Genomic DNA, 22,884 nt, shown 5'->3' with positions numbered 1-22,884 from the left:
GGCCTTGGCCGCCTGCCGTGGCCGTGACGGTTTGGTGCTTATAATGGTCTTCGCCACAAGTGGGCTGTAAGTGCTTGATTTTTCAGAGTTTACCCGGGCATGAGCAGCGCTAACGTGGCAAGACACCCGCAGAGGGTGTCTTGAACAAGCGTTGATGCAACGCCTGCGCGGCCCGCGACAGGCCCGTTCCCAAGGTGGACGGGCGGTTCAGCCGCCAGGTGGAAGAGACACGAAATACCAGCCGTCCCGTCTTCGCAGACGGGAGCCGAAAAAAGGTCATGGGCGGCAGACCCTCCCACCGGAGCGGTCTGTCACCCGCGTCGAAGCCCTCGCCTCGCATGAGCCCCCGTCACACCCCCCGCCCCCGCGCCGCAGTTGGCGCCGTGGGCCGCCGCGCGCAGCGCCCAGGCCCCTCGTGGCCGGCGCGCGTGGCACCGGGCCGGTTGCTGACCGGGGCACCGCCTGCCGAACCGGCCTCGCCGCACGCTGCCCCGCTGCACGCCTGATCGACCCCGATCAACCGCAGTCCAGGGCGATTCCTTCTCCGGCCGACGTTTCGTTTCTCGTGCATTGGATGGGTCGCCTGCCCGAGCGTCTTTGACGCTTTGGCGGTGACCGCGAAGCGCCTGCGCGCCAGCCCTCGGGGGCCGGCCGCCGGCGCGTGAGTGGAGTGCACATGAAACGCATGCTGATCAATGCCACGCAGCCGGAAGAGCGGCGCCTGGCCATCGTCGACGGGCAGAAGCTGCTCGACTTCGAAACCGAGATCGAAGGGCGCGAGCAGCGCAAGGGCAACATCTACAAGGCCGTCGTCACCCGCGTCGAGCCCAGCCTGGAAGCCTGCTTCGTCGACTACGGCGAAGACCGCCACGGCTTCCTGCCGTTCAAGGAAATCTCGCGCCAGTACTTCCGTGACGGCATCGAGCTGAAGAACGCGACCATCAAGGACGCGATCCGCGAAGGCCAGGAACTGCTGGTGCAGGTGGAGAAGGAAGAGCGCGGCAACAAGGGCGCCGCACTCACCACCTTCGTCAGCCTGGCCGGCCGCTGCCTGGTGCTGATGCCCAACAACCCGCGCGGCGGTGGCGTCAGCCGCCGCATCGAGGGCGAGGACCGCGAGGAGCTCAAGGAAAACCTGGAGCAGCTCGAGTACCCCAAGGGCATGAGCCTGATCGCCCGCACCGCCGGCATCGGCCGCACCGCCGCCGAGTTGCAGTGGGACCTGAACTACATGCTCAAGCTGTGGGACGCCATCGACGGCGCCTCCAAGGCGGGCAAGGGTGCGTTCCTGATCTACCAGGAGTCGTCGCTGGTCATCCGCGCCATCCGCGACTACTTCACGTCGGACATCGGCGAGATCCTGATCGACACGGACGACATCTACGATCAGGCCAAGCAGTTCATGAACCACGTGATGCCCGAGCTGGCACCGCGTGTGAAGCGCTACCGCGACGATGCGCCGCTGTTCAGCCGCTTCCAGATCGAGCACCAGATCGAGACGGCCTTCAGCCGCACGGTGAACCTGCCCTCGGGCGGCGCCATCGTGATCGACCACACCGAGGCGCTGGTCTCGGTGGACGTGAACTCGGCGCGCGCCACCCGTGGCGGCGACATCGAGGAAACCGCCACCCGCACCAACCTGGAAGCCGCCGACGAGATCGCGCGCCAGATGCGCCTGCGCGACCTGGGCGGCCTGATCGTCATCGACTTCATCGACATGGAGGAGTCGAAGAACCGCCGCGAGGTGGAGCAGCGCCTGCGCGACGCGATGCGCCAGGACCGCGCCCGCGTGCAGTTCAGCTCGATCAGCAAGTTCGGCCTGCTCGAACTGAGCCGCCAGCGCCTGCGCCCGGCGCTGAGCGAAGGCAACCACATCACCTGCCCGCGCTGCAACGGCACCGGCCACATCCGCGACACCGAATCGAGCGCGCTGCAGATCCTGCGCATCATTCAGGAAGAGTCGATGAAGGACAACACCGCCGCCGTGCATGTGCAGGTGCCGGTGGAGGTGACCAGCTTCCTGCTCAACGAGAAGCGCACCGAGATCACCAAGATCGAGCTGAAGCAGCGCTGCACCGTGCTGCTGGTGCCCAACAAGCACATCGAGACGCCGAACTACAAGCTCGAGCGCCTGCGCCACGACGATCCGCGCCTGGAGAACCTGCAGGCCAGCTACACGATGATCGAGGAGCCGGACGACGAGGTGGCCATCAGCCGCCGCGAGAAGGCCGGCTCGAAGCAGGAACCGGTGATCAAGGGCGTGCTGCCCGACCAGCCGCCGCCGGTGGCCGAGCCCAAGCCGGCCCCCGCGGCGCCGGCCGCCCCGGTGGCCGCTGCGGCCCCGGTGGCCCCCGCCGCCCCGGCCGCGCCCACCTGGGTGGCCCAGCCGCCGGCCCCGGAAGCCGGCCGCGGCTTCTTCGGCTGGATCAAGAAGCTGTTCGGCGCCCCGGCGCCCGCGCCCACGGCCCCGGCCGCCCCGGTGGCTGCCCCGGCAGCGCCGGTCGAGGCCCCGGCCGCCGAGCCCAAGCGTGAAGCGCGTGAAGGCCGCGGCGAGCGCGGTGAGCGCGACGGTCGCCGTGGCGAGCGTGGCGGCCGTGACCGCAACGAGCGTGGCGAGCGCGGTGGCCGTGGCAACCGCGAAGGCCGCGAGAACCGCGAAGCCCGTGGCGAGCGCGGCGAGCGTGCGGAGCGCGGTGAACGCGCCGACCGTGGCGAGCGCAACGAGCGTGGCGACCGCGGCAACCGCCGCCCGGACCGCGAGAACCGCGAAGCCCGTGCCACCGAAGCCCGTACCACCGAAGCCCTGGCCGAGACCCAGGCCAGCACGCTGGCCGAGGTGCAGCCGCTGGTCGAGGGCCAGGCCCTGGCCGAAGGCGCCGAGGGCGGCAGCGAGGAGCAGCGCCGCCGCCGCCGCCGCCGTGGCGGCCGTGGTGGCCGTGAGGACGGCGCGCCGGTCGAGGCCGGTGCCGAGGGCCTGAACGCCGCCGACGCCGAGGCGCCCGCCAGCGCCGAAGCCGCGGCCGACACGCCGGCCGACGCCGGCGCGGAAGCCGCCGCGCCCGCCGAGGGCGAGCGCGACGAGAACCGTCGCCGTGGCCGCAACCGTGACCGCCAGCGCGGCCCGCGCGAACGCCGTGACGGCGAAGGCTTGGCCGGCGATGACACCGCCGCGCCGAGCGAGACCGGTGCGGAGGCTCCGGTGGCCGCCGGCGCAGTGAGCGAAGCCGCCGTGGCGGATGTGCCGGCCCAGGCCCCCGCTGCTGCGGCAGCCCCTGTGGCCGCAGCCCCTGCCGCCGCCCCCGCCGCCCCGGCCATGCCGGTGGTGCAGCCCTTCACGCTGCCGGTGGGTGAGTTGCAGGCGCTGGCCGACACCGCCGGCCTGCAGTGGGTGCTGTCGGACGCCGAGAAGATCGCCGCGGCCCAGGCCGCGATGGCCGCCGAGCCCAAGCCGGTGCATGTGCCGCGCGAGCGACCGCCGGTGGTGGTGATCGACGAAGGCCCGCTGGTGCTGGTGGAGACCCGCAAGGATCTCTCCCAGGTCACCCTGCCCTTCGAGCAGACCGCCACCCCGCAGGCTTGACCGCCCGCCACGCCACGGTGCGCCCTGCGGCGCACCGCTGACCCCCTGAACACGCCGCCCCGGCTTCCTGCCGCGGCGGCGTGTTGCATTCCAGCCCAGCCAAAGCCCCATCCCCCACGCCATGACCGTCACGCTGAAGAAGCCGGCCGCCTCGGCCACCCCCATCATCTGCGTCACCCGCGACAGCCTGGCCGCCACCGCGGCCGCCACGCTGAGCCCGACCGAGCGCCAGTGGCTGGCCACGGTGGGCTTCACCGGCGCGCCCGACACCCATGTGCTGCTGCCCGGCAGCGACGGCCGCCTGGCCAGCGTGTGGGCCGGCGTGCGCAGCGCCGACGACCCGTTTGCGCTCAGCGCGCTGCCCATGGCCTTGCCCGAGGGCCGCTACCGGCTGGATGACGCGGCCGGCCTGGCCCTGTCCGCCGAGGCCGCCGCGCACGCCTGGGCGCTGGGCGGCTACCGCTTCACCCGCTACAAGCCGGCTCGCCGCGCCGCGGCCGAGCTGCAGTTGCCGGCCAGCGCCGAGGCCCGCCACGGCCTGCTGCTAGCCCAGGCTGTGGCCGCCACGCGTGACCTGGTCAACACCCCCGCCGAGCACATGGGCCCGGCCGACCTGGCGCAGGCCGCGCAGGCACTGGCCACCGCGCATGGCGCCAGGTTCAAGCAGACCGTGGGCGACGCGCTGCTGAAGCCGGCCAGCCGCTTCCCGGCCATCCATGCGGTCGGCCGCGCGGCCGCGCCCGAGCGCGCGCCGCGCCTGATCGAGCTGCGCTGGGGCTCGCCCAAGCACCCCAAGCTGACCCTCGTCGGCAAGGGCGTGTGCTTCGACTCCGGCGGCCTGGACATCAAGCCGGCCGACGGCATGCGCCACATGAAGAAGGACATGGGCGGCGCCGCCAATGCGCTGGGCCTGGCCCAGCTGGTGATGGCCGCCAAGCTGCCGGTGCAGCTGACCGTGCTGATCCCGGCGGTGGAAAACGCCATCGCCGGCAACGCCTACCGCCCGGGCGACGTGATCACCACGCGCGCCGGGCTGGGCATCGAGATCGGCAACACCGACGCCGAGGGCCGCGTGATCCTGTGCGATGCGCTGGCCTATGCCGCGGAATCCAAGCCCGACCTGATCATAGACCTGGCCACGCTGACCGGCGCCGCGCGCATCGCGCTCGGCGGTCAGTTGCCGGCGCTGTTCTGCCGCGACATGGGCGCCGCACGCGACCTCGTCGACCGTGGCCTGGCGATCGGCGACCCGCTGTGGCACCTGCCGCTGTGGGCGCCGTACCACGCCGGCATCGAGAGCGATGTGGCCGACATCGTCAACACCGGCCGCGGCCCGCAGGCCGGCGCCATCAATGCCGCGCTGTTCCTGGCCGACTTCGTGCCCGCCAGCATAGCCTGGCTGCACATCGACCTGTACGCCTGGAACGACGCCTCGCGCCCCGGCCGGCCGGCCGGCGGCGAGGCGCAGACCATTCGCACCCTGCTGGACTGGTTGACGGCGCGCTACGCGGGCTGAGCGCGTCTCGTTCGGCGCGACCCGTCGCACCGACCCTCTGCCGAGGGACGGATCCGCTTCAGGCCCGCATTGATGCCGCCTGGCTTGCGTGTATTATTGAATTAATACACCAATGCAGATGCACTTTGACATCGTTCCTGGCAGCCCGGTGCCGATCTACCGCCAGATCGTCGAACAACTGCGTCGGCAGGTGGCCGGCGGCCAGTGCCAGCCGGGGGATGAACTGCCCAGCGTGCGCGCACTGGCGCTGCAGCACGCCATCAACCCGATGACCGTGTCCAAGGCTTACAGCCTGCTGGAGGCCGAAGGCTTGCTGGAGCGCCGGCGCGGCGTGGGCATGGCGGTGGCCGCCACCCGCCATCGCACCGATGCCCCCACGCCGACGCAGTTGTTGCGCCCCACACTGCGCGAGGCCGCCCAGCAGGCACGCGAATTGGGTCTGGACGCCAGCACAGCGCTGAGCCTGTTCGCGCAATGCCTCCAAGACGCCATGCCGGATGAACGTCAGGACCCAGGGAGCCCTTCAGCATGATCACCACCGACGCCGACCCGCAATGGATCGACCCTGAGCAAGCAACGGCGTGCTGGGCCGCCGAGGGCGGCGAATGGGCCCTTCAGGCCGAGGATGTCACCGCCGCAGGGGTGCGCCGCCCGGCGCTGAGCGGCGTGACGCTGCGCCTGCCCCAGGGCGCCGTGCTGGGACTGGTGGGCCGCAATGGCGCCGGCAAGAGCACGCTGCTGCGCTGCCTGGTGGGCCTGGGGGCGCCGGAACGTGGCGAATGCCGTCTGCTGGGCCAGCCATCGCTGCAATTGCACGATGCGCAGCGCCATCGCCTGGGCTATGTGTCCCAGTCGCCCGATCTTTTCGATCGCTTCGACGCCGTCGCGCACTTCCAGCACTTCGGCGCGCTGTACGCGGGCTGGGACGACCGCCGAGCGCTGGCCCTGGCCACGCAGCTTGGCCTGCCGCTGGGCGTGCGGGCCGGCAATCTGTCGCTGGGCGACCAGCAGAAGCTGAGCCTGGTGCTGGCACTGGGCCACGACCCGGACGTGCTGATCCTGGACGAACCGATGGCCAGCCTCGATCCGGTCTCGCGTCGCGACGTCATGCGCGCGCTGTTCAGTCGCGCGCGGGCCCGGCCCGATCGAAGCATCGTGATCAGCAGCCACCTGCTGTCCGATCTGGAACGGGTGGTGACCCATGTGGCCTTCCTGCGCGACGGGCACCTGCAGTTGGTGGGCGAATGGGACCGGCTCTCCGAAAGCGTCCGCCTGGTGAGCCTGGATGCCCAGGCCCTGGACCGGCTGCCGCGTGCCGCCGTGATTCACCGCCTGGGGCCCACCGGGTGCAACGAAGTGCTGGTGGACGGCAGCCGTGCACCAGCGCTCGCCGGCCATGGCCAGGCCCTGGGCCTTGACGAACTGTTCGCAGCGCTCAACCGCTGAATCCACCACGACCATGACCCTGCCCGCGCCGATGCTTCGCGAAACCCAGTTCGCGCTGCGCCGCAGTGCTGCGCCGGGATGGTGGATGCTTCTGCCGGTTGCCCTGCGGGCCCTGGTGGCGCTGTGCGGCGGACTGTGCTGCGCCTTCGTGCTGGCGGCACTGCTTCGGTTGGCACAAGGCGATGTCGCCTGGGTGCTCCTTCACGTGGCTATCCACGCGTTGGGCCTGGTTGTGCTGTGCACGGTGCCGGGTGCGGCGCTGCGGCTGGCCGTGCGCAAGATGGCCGTGGTGCAAGCCCGCCGTTTGCCTCGGCAGGGCGCCCGCCAGACCGTGCGCGACTGGCACCTGTTGCTGGCCGTGCTACTGGTCCTGATGCTGCTGCCAGACATCTTGATGGCGGCCTTGCGCATGGCAGCCAGCATGGACCGCGTGCCACGTGCGGCCTCGCCGATGGAACTGCTGGCCTCGCCGCTCAGGACGCTGTATTTCGCCGGCGTGCTGCTGATGGCGTCGGCCGCCTGGCAGGGCGTGTTGAAGCCGGTCTGGCTGGCTGTGGTGCCGCTGGCCCTGCTGGAATGGCCGCTGCGCCACGCGGGGTTCTGGCCAACCGGCGCTGCGCCTGTTGGGTGGGGGGCGGCCGTGATGGCACTGAGCTTTCCGGGCGCCTGGGCACTGTGCGCGCAGCAGCTCGGACGCAGGGCGGCGGCGGCACCGCAGCGCCGCCCTACACCCGGGCCTACACCCGGCTCGATCTGGCAGGCGGTGCGGCGCGACCTGCGGCAGCGCTGGCAACCCCTGGACGGTGAGTCGACCCCCATCGGCGTCATTGGCATGCTGCTGTACGTGGTGCCGAGTGCCAGCCTGCTGTCGGGGGCCTTGCCGATCTGGGGCGCAGACGCGACGGTGAACATCGTGCCGCGCCTGGCCTGGTTGACGCTGATCGTGCTGCCGGTCTTGCGCTCACCCCCGATGCACTGGCGCCACCTGCTGGCGCCGGGCGGCACTTACCGCAGCAGGCTGGGCTGGCAGATCGCGGGGCGCACGATCCTGGGCCTGGCGGTCACGGCCGCGCTGCTGGCCGCCGTGTGGACGCTGCTGGCCGCAGCGCTGCGCTCACGCGCCTTCCAGGTGGATGACGGGTGGAAGTGGTTGGCGTTCACCGCCACCTGGGGCCCCGAACTGCTGGTTGCCGTCGGCATGGCGTCACTGCTGCGCGCCCTCGCCACCCGGCACGTGCACGGCCTGCGCTGGGCGCGCATGGTGCTCACGGCCATCGTGGTGGCATTCGTTCTGGTTTGGGCCAGTCTGGTGACGTTCGACCGGGCCGCCACGCTGTCGTCATGGACGGCCTTGGGGTGGCGCTACGGCCTGCACCACCTGGCGGGAATGTTGGCCCTGGCCCTGGCGCTGTTGTGGGCCAGCGCACGGGCCTGGGCACGGGCCGACCTGCATCTGTGGATGCAGGCGGATGTCAAGGCGGGCTGATCGGCCGATGGTGACGGTGCCTGCACTCAAGGCAACCGCGCCAGCGCGTGCTGGTACTGCGGCTGGTGCATCAGCTCGTCCCAGGGCAGCGGCGGGGTCAGCGGCAGCAGTTCGAGGCGGCGCGCCTCGCTGGCGCCCTGCGGTTGCCACTTGCGCTTCTTCTGGGCGGCCAGCAAGCCGTCCAGCAGCGCATCCACCGGCGCACCGCCGTCCACCAGGCTCTGGTTGCACAGCAACACCAGGTCGCAGCCGGCGGTCAGTGCGGCCAGGGCGCCATCCACCGCGCTGCCGGCCACCTTGGCGCCTTCCATGCTCAGGTCGTCGCTGAAGATCGCGCCCTGGAAGCCCAGGCGGCCGCGCAGGATGTCCTGCAGCCAGCGCGGCGAGAAGCCGGCGGGGAGCTTGTCCACCTTCGGGTAGATCACATGCGCCGGCATCACGCTGGTCAGGCTGGTGCTCAGCCAGTCGTAGGGCTGGGCGTCGTCCTTCAGGATGGCGGTGAGCGAGCGCTTGTCCACCGGCACCTCGGTGTGGCTGTCGCCCTTGACGAAGCCGTGGCCGGGGAAGTGCTTGCCGCAGTTGGCCATGCCCGATTGCAGCAGACCGTGCATCAGACTCTTGGCCAGCATGGTGGCCACGCGGGCGTCACGGTGGAAGGCACGGTCGCCGATCACGCCGCTGGGGCCGTGGTCGAGATCCAGCACAGGGGTGAAGCTCAGGTCCACGCCGCAGGCGCGCAGCTCGGCGCCCAGCACATAGCCCGCCGCGGTGGCGGCATCGGTGGCGCGCAACGCATCCTTCATCCACAGCTCGCCCAGCACCCGCATGGCCGGCAGATGGGTGAAGCCGTCGCTCTTGAAGCGCTGCACACGGCCGCCTTCATGGTCCACGCAGATCAGCACATCGGGGCGGATGTCCTTGATCTCGGCGGTCAGTGCGGTGAGCTGCGCGCGGCTGACCCAGTTGCGGGCAAACAGGATCAGCCCGCCGGTGAGCGGGTGCTGCAGGCGGCGGCGGTCGTCGGCGTTGAGTTCGGTGCCGGCGATGTCCAGCACCACGGGCGAGTGGCCCATGGGGCCCAGGTTCGAATCGGTCATGACAGAGCAGTTGGCGGCGCGCTCAGGCGCCGGGTTCTTGAAGGACGGGCGAAACGCGCTCCACCACCACGAAGCTGGCGGCGTAGTCGGTCTCGTCGGTGACGGTGACATGGGCGCTCAGGCCCCGGGCGTTGAACCACTCGGCCAGCGCGCCGTCCAGCCGGATGTAGGGCTGGCCGCTGGGGTGGTTGAGGATCTCGCAGGCGCGCCAGGTCATCGGCATGCGCATGCCCATCCCGATGGCCTTGCTGAACGCCTCCTTGGCCGAGAAGCGGGTGGCCAGATACGCCACGCCACGCACCTCGGCGCGCGCGCGGCGGGCGCGCCAGACGGCCAACTCGCGCTCGCCCAGCACCTTCTCGGCGAAGCGGTCGCCGCGGCGCTCCAGCGTGGCGCGCAGGCGGCGGATGTCGCAGATGTCGGTGCCGATGCCGTAGATCACGGGCGCACGCCTCAGGCCCGCCGGGCCGCCCCAAGGGCCTGAGCGCCCCCTCGGGGGGCAGGAGCAAAGCGACGTGGGGGCATCAACGGGCTCGCTGGATGCAGCGCTGGTAGTCGCGCACCGTCTCGGCCAGGCCGAGTTCGAGCGCGTCGGCGATCAGCGCATGGCCGATCGACACCTCGGCCACGCCGGGCACGGCACGCAGGAAGTCGGTGAGGTTGGCGCGGTTCAGGTCATGGCCGGCGTTCACGCCCAGGCCGGCGGCCTGTGCGGCGGCAGCTGCGGCGCTGAACTGCGCCAGCACCTCGGCCTGGCGCGGCGTGCCATGGGCGGCCGCGTAGGTTTCGGTGTAGAGCTCCACGCGCTCGGCGCCGGTAGCGGCGGCGCCGGCCATCTGGCTGGCATCGGCGTCCATGAAGAGGCTGACACGCACGCCCAGGGCCTGGCACTCCTGCACCAGCGGCTTCAGCCGCTCCAGATCCTCGGGGAAGCGCCAGCCGTGGTCGCTGGTGAACTGGTCGACGCTGTCGGGCACGAAGGTGGCCTGGTGCGGCTTCACCGCGCGGATGAAGTCCATCAGGTTGTGAAAGGGGTTGCCTTCCAGGTTGTACTCGGCCTGCGGCCACTGCTGCATCAGCGTGGCCAGGTCGTGCACGTCGTGTGCGCGGATGTGGCGCTCGTCGGGCCGCGGGTGCACGGTGATGCCCTGGGCGCCGGCCTCGAGGGCGATGCGCGACAGCGCCACCACATCGGGGATGCCCAGATGCCGCGTGTTGCGCAACAGCGCGATCTTGTTGACGTTGACCGACAGCGCGGTGCGGCCGTCGTGGCGGCCGGGCTCGGGGGCGACCAGGGGGTTCATGGCGTGGACCGGGACGTGAGGGAATTCGGTGGTGAAGGCTCGGCCACGCGCAGCGCAGGCGGTTCGGTGGCCGTGCCCAGCGTCAGCGGCGAGACCACCGGCGTGGCGCCGGGCCCGTCGAGCAGGCGGCGCACGTCCAGCATCATCTGCCGCGTGCGCAGCTGGGGCGAGCCCAGATGATAGTGAAGCTGGGCACGCAGCTGCGGCCGCAGCGCGGCCAGCCCGGTGCCGCAGGCCAGGCGCAGCGCGCCCAGCGCGCGGGCGGCCAGCGCGGCCTCCAGCACCAGCCACTGCGCACCGTCCAGCGCCGCCAGTTCGTCGCGGCCGGCGCGCACCAGGCCGGCCTCGGGCAGCAGGCGGTACCGGCGGCCAGGCTGCAGCAGATCCTGCGTGGTGGTGTCCAGCTCCAGGCCCGGCAGCACGCCGATCTCACGCAGCAGCAGCAGCTCGAAGGCGCGCAGCGCGGCCTGTGCGGCGGCCTCGTCGTCGGCGGCCTCGGCCAAGGCCTGCAGCGTGTCGGTATAGGCGTCGAACACCGCCTCGTGCGGGTCGTCGCGGGCCAGCAGCTTGAGCAGCAACTCGTTCAGGTAGAAGCCGGCGATCAGCTGCCCCGGCGGCAGCACGCGGCCGGCACCGGCGTACTCGGCCGCGCGCAGCGTGACGATCTCGCTGCCTTCACCGCCACCACTGCCACCACCACCGTCACCGCCCTTCTCGGCCTTGCTGCGGCCCAGTGTGACCTGCACGCGCTGGAAGGGCATCAGCACCGGCCGCAGCTGTGAATAGGGCCGCTTCGCGCCCTTGGCCACCGCGGCCACGCGGCCCTGCTCCCGCGTGAACAGGTCGAGGATCAGGCTGGTCTCGCTCCAGTCCCACTGGTGCAGGACGAAGGCCAGCTGGACGCCAGCGGTGCTGCTGGTGCGGCGCACCGGGCGGCTCATCGGCTCACTCGTAGCCGTAGGAGCGCAGGTGCTCTTCGCTGTCGGCCCAGCCCGAACGCACCTTCACCCACAGCTCCAGGAACACCTTGGCGCCGGTGAGCTGCTCGAGCTCCTGCCGTGCCTCGCTGCCGATGCGCTTCAGGCGCTCGCCGCCATCGCCGATGACCATGCCCTTGTGAGCATCGCGCTCGACCACGATGGTGGCAGCGATGCGGTGCAGCGGGCGCGTTGCACCCTCTTCTTCCTCGTACTTGTCGATCACCACGGTGGAGCTGTAGGGCAGCTCGTCACCGGTCAGGCGGAACAGCTTCTCGCGGATCAGCTCGGCCGCCATGAAGCGGTCGCTGCGGTCGGTCAGCGCGTCTTCCTCGTACAGCCAGGGCTGCTCGGGCAGGTAAGGCGCGACGATGCGGAACAGGCGCTCGACATCGGCCGTCTTCGTGGCCGACATGGGCACGAACTCGGCGAACGCGTGGCGCTCCTGCATGCTCTTGAGCCAGGGCAGGATGTCGGTGCGGCGCGTCACGGCGTCGAGCTTGTTGGCCACCAGGATGGCCGGCTTGCCCGGTGGCAGCAGGGCCAGCACCTTGGCGTCGTCCAGGCCGAAGCGGCCAGCCTCGACCAGGAACAGCACCACGTCCACATCGGCCAGCACGCCCTGCACCGTGCGGTTCAGGCTGCGGTTGAGCACGGCACGGCCGCGCGTCTGCTGGGTCTGGAAGCCGGGCGTGTCGACGAACACGAACTGCGTCTCGTCGAGCGTGCGGATGCCGGTGATGCGGTGGCGCGTGGTCTGCGCCTTGCGCGAGGTGATGCTGATTTTCTGCCCCACCAGCGCGTTGAGCAGCGTGCTCTTGCCCACGTTGGGGCGGCCGACGATGGCGATCAGGCCGCAGCGCTGCGGCGTGTCGCCATCATGGCCCTCGTGGTCATCGGCGCCAGCGGCGTCGTCGTCGAATGCGTCAGGGGCTTGGGTGTCGGGGTTCATGATCTCAAGGGGCCGCCAGGGGCGTCGCTGGCGCGCAGCCGGGCCAGCATGCGGCGGGCGGCCTCCTGCTCGGCCGTGCGGCGCGAGCGGCCTTCGCCGGGTTCGGCCAGGCCCAGCGCCGCGACGGCGCACTCGACCTGGAACGTCTGCGCATGCGCCTGGCCGCGCGTGGCCACGATGCGGTAGGCGGGCACCGACAGGCGGCGCGCCTGCAGCCATTCCTGCAGTTCGGTCTTGGCGTCCTTGCGCCAGCTCTCGGCCTCGGTGCTGGCGATCAGCTCGCCGAACAGCTGGCGCACCAGGGCCAGCGCGGGCTCGAAGCCGCCGTCGAGGTAGGTGGCGCCGATCAGCGCCTCCATGGCATCGGCCAGGATCGACGGGCGCTGCGCGCCGCCGCCGCGGGCCTCACCCTCGGACAGGCGCAGCACCTCGGGCAGGCCCAGCTGCAAGGCCACGCGGTGCAGGCTTTCCTCGCGCACCAGGTGGGCACGTACACGGGTCAGGTCGCCTTCGTCGGAGCCCGAGAAGCGCTCGTACAACAGCGTCGAGACGGCCAGGTTGAGCACCGCGTCGCCCAGGAACTCGAGCCGCTCGTTGTGATCGGCGCCGAAGCTGCGGTGGGTGAGCGCGCGCGACAGCAACCGGGCATCGGCAAAGCGATGGCCCAGGCGGGACTGCAGCGTGTCGAGACGGGATTCCATGGCGGAAAGGGTAGCAGGCCCGGGCCGCGCTGGCGATGCGCGGCCGCAGTCGGCGTTCGGTGTGCGGGGCCATGCACGGCCGGCCCCGCCAGGGTGATGGGTTCAGCCGCGCCCGGCGGCGCGCGGCCTCACTTCGACTGGCCGCGGTACTTGATCAGCAGGTAGACCGGACCCACCAGCTCGACCTCTTTCTCGTAGGCGAAGCTGATCACCACCTTGTCGTTCTGCTTGGTGATGTCCAGGTCGCTGCCCGACAGCGAGGTGATGGTCTGGTCGATGCCCTTCTGCTTGTCGAAGGCCGCGCGCAGGCCGGGCACCGTGGGCGCCGGCTCGGCGGCCACGCGGTCGACCGCGCGCTGGATGGCGAAGAACTCGGTCACCGTGGGCACCACATGCACCAGCACGTAGCCGACGAAGCCCACCACGATGGCCCAGCTGAGCAGGCCGATCAGCGTGAGGCCGCGTGAGGGGCGGAGGGTGCGAGCGCGATGCATCATGGAGCCGGACCAGCAGTGTGTCGGTGGGCGCCGGATGCGGTCAGTTGAAGCTGCCGATGCGGCGCAGGTTGCCGAAGTTCATCCACACCACGAAGGCCCGGCCGACGATGTTCTCGTCGGGCACGAAGCCCCAGTAGCGCGAATCCTGCGAATTGTCGCGGTTGTCGCCCATCATGAAATAGTGGCCGGCCGGCACCTTGCACGTGACACCCTCGGCCGTGTAGCGACAGTTGTCACGGAACTTCTCGAAGGCTTCCATCGGCTGGTAGATCGAGGTGCGCTTGGGGTCGACCAGGATGTTGTGGTTGACCGCGCCCAGCTTCTCGGAGAACTTGGGCGCGTAGCGCATGCTGTCCTCGTCGTAGAAGTCGCCCAGCGGTGTCAGCGGCACGGGCTGGCCGTTGATGGTGAGCTTCTGGCCGCTGTAGACCACCTCGTCGCCGGGCACGCCGACCACGCGCTTGATGTAGTCGATGCGCGTGTCGACCGGGTAGCGGAACACCACCACGTCGCCGCGCTGCGGGTCGTTGTTGGCGATGATCTTCTTGTTGATCACCGGCAGGCGCACGCCGTAGTGAAACTTGTTCACCAGGATCAGGTCGCCCACCAGCAACGTGGGGATCATCGAACCCGACGGGATCTTGAACGGCTCGAACAGGAACGAGCGCAGCACGAAGACCACCAGGATCACCGGGAACAGGCCGGCCGTCCAGTCGATCCACCAGGGCTGCATCAGCAGCTTCTCGCGCGCGACGCTGACGTCGCCATCGACCTGCGCGATGCCCATCTTCTGCAGTTCGGCGCGGCGCTGCGCATCGCTGGCGGCCAGCGTGTCGGCTGCGGTCTGGCGGGCCGGCGCGAAGCGGAACCGCTCGGCCAGCCAGTAGCCCAGCGTGACCACGGTCAGCACGAACAGCAGCAGCGAGAAGTTGCCGATCCAGTGTCCGAGGAACCAACCACCGAGGTAGACGGCCAGGGCGCCGTACAACACGGCAGTGAGGGTGCTCATCATGGATGCAAGGGAGGCAGGCTGTGCCCCGGGGTCAGTCGTCCACCTGCAGGATGGCCAGGAAGGCCTCCTGCGGGACCTCCACCGTGCCGATCTGCTTCATGCGCTTCTTGCCCGCCTTCTGCTTCTCGAGCAGCTTGCGCTTGCGGGTGATGTCGCCACCGTAGCATTTTGCCAGCACGTTCTTGCGCAGGGCCTTGATGTTCTCGCGCGCGATGATGTTGGCGCCGATGGCGGCCTGGATGGCCACGTCGTACATCTGGCGCGGGATCTGCTCGCGCATCTTGGCCGCCACGGCGCGGCCGCGGTACTGGCTTTGCGCGCGGTGCACGATCATCGCCAGCGGGTCGACGCGGTCGCCGTTGATCAGGATGTCGACCTTCACCACATCGGCGGCGCGGTACTCCTTGAACTCGTAGTCCATGCTGGCGTAGCCGCGGCTCACGCTCTTCAGCTTGTCGAAGAAGTCCAGCACGATCTCGGCCAGCGGCAGCTCATAGGTCAGCATGACCTGCTTGCCGTGGTAGGCCATGTTCAGCTGCACGCCGCGCTTCTGGTTGGCCAGCGTCATCACCGGGCCCACGCAGTCCTGCGGCATGTACAGATGCACCGTGACGATGGGCTCGCGGATCTCGCGGATGCGGCCCAGATCCGGCATCTTGCTGGGGTTCTCGACCTCCAGCACCTCGCCGTCGTTCAGCTCCACCTCGTAGACCACGCTCGGGGCGGTGGTCACCAGGTCCTGGTCGAACTCGCGCTCCAGGCGCTCCTGCACGATCTCCATGTGCAGCAGGCCCAGGAAGCCGACGCGGAAGCCGAAGCCCAGCGCCTGGCTCACCTCGGGCTCGTAGCGCAGGCTGCTGTCGTTGAGCTTGAGCTTTTCCAGCGCGTCGCGCAGCGACTCGTATTCGCTGGCCTCGGTGGGATACAGGCCCGCGAACACCTGCGGCTGGATCTCCTTGAAGCCGGGCAGCGGTTCGCTGGCGGGACCGGCGTTGTTCGGCAGCTTCTTCTCGAGCGTGATGGTGTCGCCCACCTTGGCGGCGGCCAGTTCCTTGATGCCGCAGATCACGAAGCCCACCTCGCCGGCCTTCAGGCTGTCGCGGTTCTCGCTCTTGGGCGTGAACACGCCCAGGTGCTCGATGCCATAGATGGCGTTGGTGGCCATCAGGCGGATGCGCTCGCCCTTGCCGATCTGGCCGTCGACCACGCGCACCAGCATCACCACGCCCACGTAGTTGTCGAACCAGGCGTCGATGATCATCGCGCGCGGCGGACCCTCGGGGTTGCCCTTGGGCGGCGGCATCTTGGCGATCACCGCCTCGAGGATCTCGTCGATGCCCATGCCGGTCTTGGCCGAGCAGGGGATCGCATCGCTCGCATCGATGCCGATGACGTCCTCGATCTCGGCCTTGGCGTTGTCGGGGTCGGCCGACGGCAGGTCCATCTTGTTGAGCACCGGCACCACTTCCACGCCCAGATCGAGGGCGGTGTAGCAGTTGGCCACCGTCTGGGCTTCCACGCCCTGGCTGGCATCCACCACCAGCAGCGCGCCCTCGCAGGCGCTCAAGCTGCGGCTCACCTCGTACGAGAAGTCGACGTGCCCGGGCGTGTCGATCAGGTTGAGGTTGTAGACCTTGCCGTCGCGCGCGGTGTACTGCAGCGCGGCGGTCTGGGCCTTGATGGTGATGCCGCGCTCGCGCTCGATGTCCATCGAGTCGAGCACCTGGGCCTCCATCTCGCGATCGGACAGGCCGCCGCAGCGGTGGATCAGGCGATCGGCCAGCGTCGACTTGCCGTGGTCGATGTGGGCAATGATGGAGAAGTTTCGGATGTGGTCCATGGGAACGTTCAGCGCCCTCTGGCCGGATGCTCAGCAGGGGCCGCGCGGCGCGGCATCCGGATGGGGTGTGGGCAGGGCATCAGGCACGCCCGGCGGGACATAAAAAAAAGGCACGTCCAAGAGGAGACGCGCCTTCCAACAAATGTTTGGCAACTGCTTGTTGGGCTTTCATTGTAGCCAAATCGACCGCGCTGGAAACCGCGCCAATGCTCGATTTCCGGCCGTTGCGGGTGGCCAACAGGAAAAATCCATCCACAGTTTATCCACAAGCACGGACGACAGTCGTCCGAGCCTCGGGCCAGCGCCCACTGCGCGCGCGCAACGCAGCTAAAGCAGGCCGGGATGGCCCGATTCTAGCCTCCCGGTGATTCAATCCCGAAGGGTCTGGCCACAAAGTTGGCGTTCACCAACTTTCGATCCGGCAAGACCGGCAGAATCGTTCCGGTCTGGCTGGCGAGGCAGACTGGGGGTTCATCCAGCCTGCCTGCCGTGATGCGAAAAGACCCGGCCCGGCAGTCGGATGAGCCGGACATTCGGCCCCTCCGCCGCAGAGGCCGATCAGCGTCCGGGGCGGATGACCAGGTAGTTCACCCACTCGCCGCGGCGCACCATCACGCTGACCGCGCGGGCCTTCTCGGCCTTGCCGGCCACCGCCATGAACTGCTTGACGTCGGCGATTTCCACGTTGTCGAGTGCCAGGATCACATCGCCCTCGCGCAGCCCGGCGCGGGCGGCCGCCCCGTCCACGGCGTCGACGCGCACGCCATGCTTGAGCTTGAGCTCACGGCGCTGCGCGTCGCCGAGTTCGCTGACCGTCAGGCCCAGGGCCGACTTGCCCGGCGCCGCGGCGCCCTCACTCGACGCCACGCGGGTCGGCGCATCCGGCTCGAACTCGGCCACCGCCACGCTGATGTCGCGGTAGGCGCCACGGCGGAACACCTGCAGCACGGCCTTGCTGCCCGGCTTGGTGGCACCGACGATGCGCGGCAGGTCGCCCGACTTCTCGACCGGCTTGCCGTCGACCTTGGTGATGATGTCGCCCGCCTCCAGACCCGCCTTGTCGGCCGGACCGCCCGCCTCGACCGCACGCACCAGCGCGCCCACCGGCTTGCCCAGGCCGATCGACTCGGCCACGTCCTTGGTGACGGCGGTGATGCTGACGCCGATGCGGCCGCGGATCACCCGGCCATGGGCGCGCAGCTGGTCGGCCACGCGGCCGGCCTCGTCGATGGGGATGGCGAACGAGATGCCCATGAAGCCGCCCGAGCGGCTGTAGATCTGGCTGTTGATGCCCACCACCTCGCCGCGCATGTTGATCAGCGGGCCACCCGAGTTGCCAGGGTTGATGGCCACATCGGTCTGGATGAAGGGCAGGTAGTCACCGGTGTCGCGCTGCTTGGCGCTGACGATGCCGGCGGTGACCGTGTTCTCCAGGCCGAAGGGCGAGCCGATGGCCAGCACCCACTCGCCCACCTTGAGTTTGCCCACGTCGCCCAGCTTCACGGCCGGCAGGCCGGTGGCCTCGATCTTCACCACCGCCACGTCGGTGCGCTTGTCCAGGCCGATCACCTTGGCCTTGAACTCGCGCTTGTCGGTAAGCGTGACGATCAGTTCGTCGGCACCATCGACCACATGCGCATTGGTCATGATGAAGCCGTCGGCGCTGAGGATGAAGCCAGAGCCCACGCCGCGCTGCTGCGGCTCCTCGTCGGCATTGTTGTTGCCGCCACGCGGGGTGTTGTTGCGCGGCCCCGGCGTGTTGGGGTTGCCGGGCATCGGGATGCCGAAGCGGCGGAAGAACTCCTCCATGCTCGGGTCCATGCCGCTGCCACCGCTGCGGCCGTTGGCGCGCTCCAGCGTGCGGATGCCCACCACCGACGGGCCGACCTTCTCGACCAGCTCGGTGAAATCGGGCAGCGCGGCGGCAGCGGCCGCAGGCGCGGCCTGCACCGGTGCGGTCAGCGGCAGGCTGAGCGCCAGCGAGGCGGCCAGCGCCAGCACGGCACGGCCGGCAAGGGCCCGGGAAGTCGTCTTCATCGGCATCGATTCACCTCGAACAACACAAGGCACCGGCTTCAACGCCGGCGCTCGAACAGGGTTTCAAACTGTTGCGCGGTGGCCAGCGGCACCTCGCCGACCACCGTCACCCACCAGTCGCCGCGGCGGCTGGTCAGCGTCTGCGTGGCGCCCAGCTGGGTGCGCATGGCCTGCTTGTGGCGCTGCGCATCGTAGGCTTCGATGAACACCGACACCTGGGCCAGCCCATCGGAGAACACGGCCTGCAGCACCGGCGCCTTGCTCTCGCGGTCGGCCGCATCGAGCGGGCGGCGCGTGCAGGCCACCAGCTGGAAGCCGGGAATCTGCCGGCCCAGGCGCCAGCCCTCGGCCTCGGGCTCGGTGCGCACGGCGCTCGCGTTGACCACGCGGTAGCCCTCGAGCTTGCGCATCGCCGCCAGGATGCTGTCGGCCGTGGCGGCAAGGCGGCCGCCGATGCGCAGGTCGGTGAAGGCGGTGGACTCCAGCACCTCGCCGTTGCGCCCCATCAGGTCGGCCCGCAGCAGCAGGCCGGTCTCGCGCTCGGCCCACAGGCGCTGCGCGAAGCGCAGTTCGTCGCGCGGCTTGAGCAGCAACACCTGCGCATCGTGGCCCGCCACGCGCTCTTCGCCCAGCGCGCGCAGTTCGTACTGCTCGAGCACGCGCTGGCCGCCGCCGCGCGGCAGTGCCGGGAATTCGCTGACCGGATCGTCCTGTTCGGCCACGGCCAGCTTGCTGCCCGGCCACACGGTGAGCGTCTGTTCGTTGTGGCGGTACTGCAGGCGCGGCTTGCCATCCAGCACCTCGATGCGCTCGACGCGCTGGCGGCCCTCGCAGACATGCAGCACACGCGAGCTGGACACCACGCCGCCGGCACTGAAGGTCAGCGTGCCCTGGTAGCTGCGCTGCCCCACGGCCTGCTGGGCGCGCTGCAGCCACTGCAGCGCCTCGTCACCGGCGGCTGGTGCCGAACTGCGCGCGGGCTGCGTCTGCACCTGGGCCTGCGCCAGCGGCAGCCACGGCACGCACAGCAGCAGCAGGGCCAGCCGGCGCATGCGCCCGGCGCGGCACACGGCGCCACCCACCTGACGGATCACCCGGCTCACCGGGACTCGTAGACCACGGCCACCGGCGCACCGGCGCGGTCGGGCACCGCGATGCCGTTGGCCAGTTTGCGGTGGGCTGCGATGTAGCGGTCCAGGCGCGCGTCGCGCACCATCGTCACCGGCACGGCGCCGGCAGGCATCGACGCCGATGACTCACCACCCAGGCCGGCATTGAAGCCCGAGGCCATCAGCGGTTGCTCGGCGCTGCCGGGACCGGCCGCCCGCATCACCCCCACCACACCGGCCACGACCACGATGCCGGCCGCTACAGCCATCGGCGCCAGCCGCCGCGACAGGCGCCGCTGGCCCACCGGCGCTGCGCCCACCAGGGCCGCCACCGGCGCCACGGCGGCCGCCGGCGCCACGGCAGCGCGTGCCGCCGCGGGCAGCGGCGCCATGGGCACCGGCTCCTGCGCCAGGCGGCCGCGCAGGCGCTGCAGGAAGGCCTCGTCACGCACCGGCGTGCTGGCCAGGTCGTCGGACCGCAGCACGTCACCGATCAGTTGGTAGGTGTGCCAGGCATCGCGTGCCTCGGCATCCACACGCCAGCGGCTGCACGACGCGCGTGCGCCCTCGCCCGGCAATTCACCATCCATCAGCGACGACAGGGTTTCGCGCAGCTCGTTCGACGACTCCGACTTGCTCACCATGATCCTCGTTCGATTCAAGTTCGCGGCCACGGCATCCACCGGCCGCCGCACGACATGCTCACCACCGCTCACCCTCGCGTGTGCCCAGCAGCGGCCGCAGCCGCTGCGCAATGGCCTCGCGCGCCCGGAAGATGCGCGAGCGCACCGTGCCGATCGGGCAGTTCATCAGCGCCGAGATTTCCTCGTAGCTCAATCCTTCGATCTCGCGCAGCGTGATGGCCTGCCGGAGGTCTTCCGACAGGGCCTCGATCGCCGCGTTGACGGTCTCGGCGATCTCCTTGCTGGCCAGCATGGCCTCGGGGGTCTCGCCGTTGGTTAGTTCGGGTGCGCCGCGGGAAGTTTCATCCTCGTCGTCATTCACCCCGGCCAAGGCCGATTCGGTGAGCACGGGATCACGCCGCAGCTCGACCAGCGCCTTCTTGGCCGTGTTGACCGCGATGCGGTAAAGCCAGGTGTAGAACGCGCTCTCGCCACGGAACTGCGGCATCGCGCGGTAGGCGCGGATGAAGGTTTCCTGCGCGATGTCCTGCACCAGGTCGGTGTCGCGCACCATGCGGGCGATCAGGCGCTCGATGCGACGCTGGTACTTGACCACCAGCATCTCGAAGGCAGCCACGTCGCCCACGCGGGCGCGCTCGACCAGCGGGCCGTCGACGTCGTTGGGATTCATCGGCGCCTCAGCGGGCTGCACCGGCCTCGGGCCGGCCGTCGGCGGGATGCGCCACCGCGGCGCCGGCATGGTGTCGCAGCGCCACGCGCAGGCCGTGCCAGTCGCCCGCCGCGGCGCGTGGCGTCGCCCAGGCCCAGCACGCGGCCTGCCCCGGCGAGGCCGGCTGCAAGCGCAGCAGCAGGGCCGACCCCAGATCGATCTGCACCGCCACGGCCGACAGCGTCACCGAGCGCCCCGGACTCAGCAGGCTCCAGGCCTGGCCGTCCCAGCGCAGGCGCTGCGGCGCACGCGGCAGCCACTGCCGCGCCTGCCAGACGCCCAGCGCCCACGCCGGCAAGCCGACGACGGCGATGGCGACCGGCCAGGCCACCGGCAGCCAGCCCCAGCCCTCGGCCCAGGCCACCAGGACCAGGGCGCCCGCCAGATGCAGCAAAGCCACCCAGGCGCGCGCCACGCGGGCGGCGCTCAGGGCGGCATCGATGGCGGGGGCGGCTCGCATCCGGCCGGCCGGATGGGGTCACACGCGGCGCAGGACCAGCGTGCCGTTGGTGCCGCCGAAGCCGAAGTTGTTCTTCACGGCCACGTCGATCTTCATCTCCCGCGCGGTATTGGCGCAGTAGTCGAGATCGCACTCGGGGTCCTGGTTGAAGATGTTGATCGTCGGCGGCGAGACCTGGTGGTGCAGCGCCAGCGCGGTGAACACGCTTTCGATGCCACCGGCGCCACCCAGCAGGTGGCCGGTCATGCTCTTGGTGGAGTTGACCACCAGGTGCTTGGCATGGTCGCCGAACGCCAGCTTGATGGCGTTGGTCTCGTTCAGGTCGCCCAGCGGCGTGGAGGTGCCATGCGCATTGAGGTACTGCACCGCGTCGGCGTTGACGCCGGCGTTGCGCAGCGCGGCCTTCATGCTGCGCTTGGGACCATCCACGTTCGGGGCGGTCATGTGGTACGCGTCGGCGCCCATGCCGAAGCCCGCGAGCTCGGCATAGATCTTGGCGCCGCGCTTCTTGGCGTGTTCGTACTCTTCGAGCACCATCACGCCGGCGCCCTCGCCCAGCACGAAGCCGTCACGGTCCTTGTCCCAGGGCCGCGAGGCGGTCTTGGGATCGTCATTGCGGCCCGACAGCGCACGGGCGGCGGCAAAGCCACCGATGCCCAGCGGCGACACGGTGCTCTCGGCGCCGCCGGCGATCATCACGTCGGCATCGCCGTACTCGATCAGCCGGCCGGCCTCGCCGATGCAGTGCAGGCCGGTGGTGCAGGCGGTGACCACCGCCAGGTTCGGCCCGGTGAAGCCGAAGCGGATCGAGATGTGGCCCGAGATCATGTTGATGATCGAGGCCGGCACGAAGAACGGGGAGATGCGGCGGGGGCCGCGCTCCATGTAGTCCTTGTGGGACGCTTCGATGTTCGGCAGGCCACCGATGCCCGAGCCGACGATGCAGCCGATGCGCTCGGCCGATTCCTCGGACAGCGCGTCGTTGGTCGGCAGGCCGGCGTCACGCACGGCCTGGATCGCCGCCGCCATCCCGTAGTGGATGAAGGTGTCCATGTGCCGGGCTTCCTTGCCGGGGATCCACTCCTCGACATTGAAACCCTTGACCTCGCCAGCAAAGCGGCAGGCCATGGCCGAGGCATCGAACCGGGTGATGGTGTCGATGCCCGAGCGGCCGGCCACCAGGTTGGCCCAGCCCTCTTCCACGGAATTGCCGACCGGGCTGATCAGCCCCAGGCCGGTGATGACGACGCGACGACGACTCATGCTGCGCGGGGATCAGGCCTTCTGGTGCTTGACGGCGTAGTCGATCGCCAGCTGCACGGTGGTGATCTTCTCGGCCTCTTCATCGGGGATCTCGATGCCGAACTCGTCTTCGAGGGCCATCACCAGCTCCACGGTGTCCAGCGAGTCGGCGCCCAGGTCGGCCACGAAGGCCTTCTCGTTGGTGACGTCGGACTCCGGCACGCCAAGCTGCTCGGCAATGATCTTCTTGACGCGTGCTTCGATATCGCTCATGA

21 protein-coding genes are annotated in these 22,884 nt (G+C 70.1%); 5 read left to right on the top strand and 16 right to left on the bottom strand.

Annotated features, from left to right (window positions below):
- The first annotated feature begins 676 nt into the window (after positions 1-676).
- The 5 genes from AACH10_RS06755 to AACH10_RS06735 all read left to right on the top strand — a co-directional run bounded on the left by AACH10_RS06755 (position 677) and on the right by AACH10_RS06735 (position 8,028).
- Positions 677-3,580, top strand: a complete 2,904-nt coding sequence (locus AACH10_RS06755) for an Rne/Rng family ribonuclease (RefSeq protein WP_341409601.1) — start codon at positions 677-679, stop codon at positions 3,578-3,580.
- Positions 3,581-3,701: 121 nt separating this feature from the next.
- Positions 3,702-5,096: a leucyl aminopeptidase family protein gene (locus AACH10_RS06750; protein ID WP_341409600.1), complete on the top strand. Its 1,395-nt coding sequence runs from the start codon at positions 3,702-3,704 to the stop codon at positions 5,094-5,096.
- 112 nt (positions 5,097-5,208) lie between these two features.
- Entirely contained in the window at positions 5,209-5,628 is a 420-nt protein-coding gene (locus AACH10_RS06745) for a GntR family transcriptional regulator (protein WP_341409599.1), read from the top strand.
- Complete coding sequence (locus AACH10_RS06740) at positions 5,625-6,542, top strand: ABC transporter ATP-binding protein (RefSeq protein WP_341409598.1); 918 nt, start codon at positions 5,625-5,627, stop codon at positions 6,540-6,542. Before AACH10_RS06745 ends, AACH10_RS06740 begins: the two co-directional genes overlap by 4 nt.
- Before the next feature lie 13 nt (positions 6,543-6,555).
- Positions 6,556-8,028: a hypothetical protein gene (locus AACH10_RS06735; protein WP_341409597.1), complete on the top strand. Its 1,473-nt coding sequence runs from the start codon at positions 6,556-6,558 to the stop codon at positions 8,026-8,028.
- 26 nt (positions 8,029-8,054) lie between these two features.
- Here the strand turns inward: AACH10_RS06735 and nagZ are convergent, their stop codons facing one another.
- The 16 genes from nagZ to acpP form a co-directional block, all read right to left on the bottom strand.
- A complete protein-coding gene (gene nagZ / locus AACH10_RS06730) occupies positions 8,055-9,125 on the bottom strand; it encodes a beta-N-acetylhexosaminidase (protein WP_341409596.1) in 1,071 nt (356 codons plus the stop codon).
- 22 nt (positions 9,126-9,147) lie between these two features.
- On the bottom strand, positions 9,148-9,567 hold the full coding sequence (acpS, locus tag AACH10_RS06725) for a holo-ACP synthase (RefSeq protein ID WP_341409595.1): 420 nt from the start codon (positions 9,565-9,567) through the stop codon (positions 9,148-9,150).
- A gap of 82 nt (positions 9,568-9,649) precedes the next feature.
- Entirely contained in the window at positions 9,650-10,429 is a 780-nt protein-coding gene (locus tag AACH10_RS06720; RefSeq protein ID WP_341409594.1) for a pyridoxine 5'-phosphate synthase, read from the bottom strand.
- The gene (gene recO / locus AACH10_RS06715; RefSeq protein WP_341409593.1) at positions 10,426-11,370 is read right to left on the bottom strand and encodes a DNA repair protein RecO; all 945 of its coding nucleotides are present in this window, start codon (positions 11,368-11,370) and stop codon (positions 10,426-10,428) included. Before recO ends, AACH10_RS06720 begins: the two co-directional genes overlap by 4 nt.
- A 4-nt stretch (positions 11,371-11,374) precedes the next feature.
- Complete coding sequence (era, locus tag AACH10_RS06710) at positions 11,375-12,358, bottom strand: GTPase Era (protein WP_341409592.1); 984 nt, start codon at positions 12,356-12,358, stop codon at positions 11,375-11,377.
- On the bottom strand, positions 12,355-13,059 hold the full coding sequence (rnc, locus tag AACH10_RS06705) for a ribonuclease III (protein WP_341409591.1): 705 nt from the start codon (positions 13,057-13,059) through the stop codon (positions 12,355-12,357). Before rnc ends, era begins: the two co-directional genes overlap by 4 nt.
- Before the next feature lie 128 nt (positions 13,060-13,187).
- Positions 13,188-13,556, bottom strand: coding sequence for a DUF4845 domain-containing protein (locus AACH10_RS06700; protein ID WP_341409590.1), 369 nt, complete (start codon positions 13,554-13,556; stop codon positions 13,188-13,190).
- A gap of 40 nt (positions 13,557-13,596) precedes the next feature.
- Positions 13,597-14,565, bottom strand: a complete 969-nt coding sequence (gene lepB / locus AACH10_RS06695) for a signal peptidase I (RefSeq protein WP_341409589.1) — start codon at positions 14,563-14,565, stop codon at positions 13,597-13,599.
- Between the two features lie 34 nt (positions 14,566-14,599).
- Positions 14,600-16,408 carry a translation elongation factor 4 gene (lepA, locus tag AACH10_RS06690; RefSeq protein ID WP_341409588.1) on the bottom strand — a complete coding sequence of 603 codons (1,809 nt, stop codon included), beginning with the start codon at positions 16,406-16,408 and terminating at the stop codon, positions 14,600-14,602.
- 558 nt (positions 16,409-16,966) lie between these two features.
- On the bottom strand, positions 16,967-18,445 hold the full coding sequence (locus tag AACH10_RS06685; RefSeq protein WP_423228568.1) for a DegQ family serine endoprotease: 1,479 nt from the start codon (positions 18,443-18,445) through the stop codon (positions 16,967-16,969).
- A gap of 38 nt (positions 18,446-18,483) precedes the next feature.
- Positions 18,484-19,548, bottom strand: coding sequence for a MucB/RseB C-terminal domain-containing protein (locus AACH10_RS06680; RefSeq protein WP_341409586.1), 1,065 nt, complete (start codon positions 19,546-19,548; stop codon positions 18,484-18,486).
- Positions 19,545-20,195, bottom strand: coding sequence for a sigma-E factor negative regulatory protein (locus tag AACH10_RS06675; protein ID WP_341409585.1), 651 nt, complete (start codon positions 20,193-20,195; stop codon positions 19,545-19,547). The genes AACH10_RS06680 and AACH10_RS06675 overlap by 4 nt, the downstream gene beginning before the upstream one ends.
- Before the next feature lie 61 nt (positions 20,196-20,256).
- On the bottom strand, positions 20,257-20,868 hold the full coding sequence (gene rpoE / locus AACH10_RS06670; RefSeq protein WP_341409584.1) for an RNA polymerase sigma factor RpoE: 612 nt from the start codon (positions 20,866-20,868) through the stop codon (positions 20,257-20,259).
- Positions 20,869-20,875: 7 nt separating this feature from the next.
- Positions 20,876-21,367, bottom strand: coding sequence for a hypothetical protein (locus tag AACH10_RS06665; protein WP_341409583.1), 492 nt, complete (start codon positions 21,365-21,367; stop codon positions 20,876-20,878).
- 18 nt (positions 21,368-21,385) lie between these two features.
- Complete coding sequence (gene fabF / locus AACH10_RS06660) at positions 21,386-22,630, bottom strand: beta-ketoacyl-ACP synthase II (protein WP_341409582.1); 1,245 nt, start codon at positions 22,628-22,630, stop codon at positions 21,386-21,388.
- A gap of 12 nt (positions 22,631-22,642) precedes the next feature.
- On the bottom strand, positions 22,643-22,882 hold the full coding sequence (gene acpP, locus AACH10_RS06655; RefSeq protein WP_195796395.1) for an acyl carrier protein: 240 nt from the start codon (positions 22,880-22,882) through the stop codon (positions 22,643-22,645).
- Positions 22,883-22,884: the final 2 nt, after the last annotated feature.

The sequence above is a fragment of the Pseudaquabacterium inlustre genome (assembly GCF_038066595.1).
In the GTDB taxonomy this organism is placed as follows: domain Bacteria; phylum Pseudomonadota; class Gammaproteobacteria; order Burkholderiales; family Burkholderiaceae_C; genus Pseudaquabacterium; species Pseudaquabacterium inlustre.
Note: the sequence above shows the minus strand (reverse complement) of the source record. Positions and strands in the feature narration are given on the sequence as shown.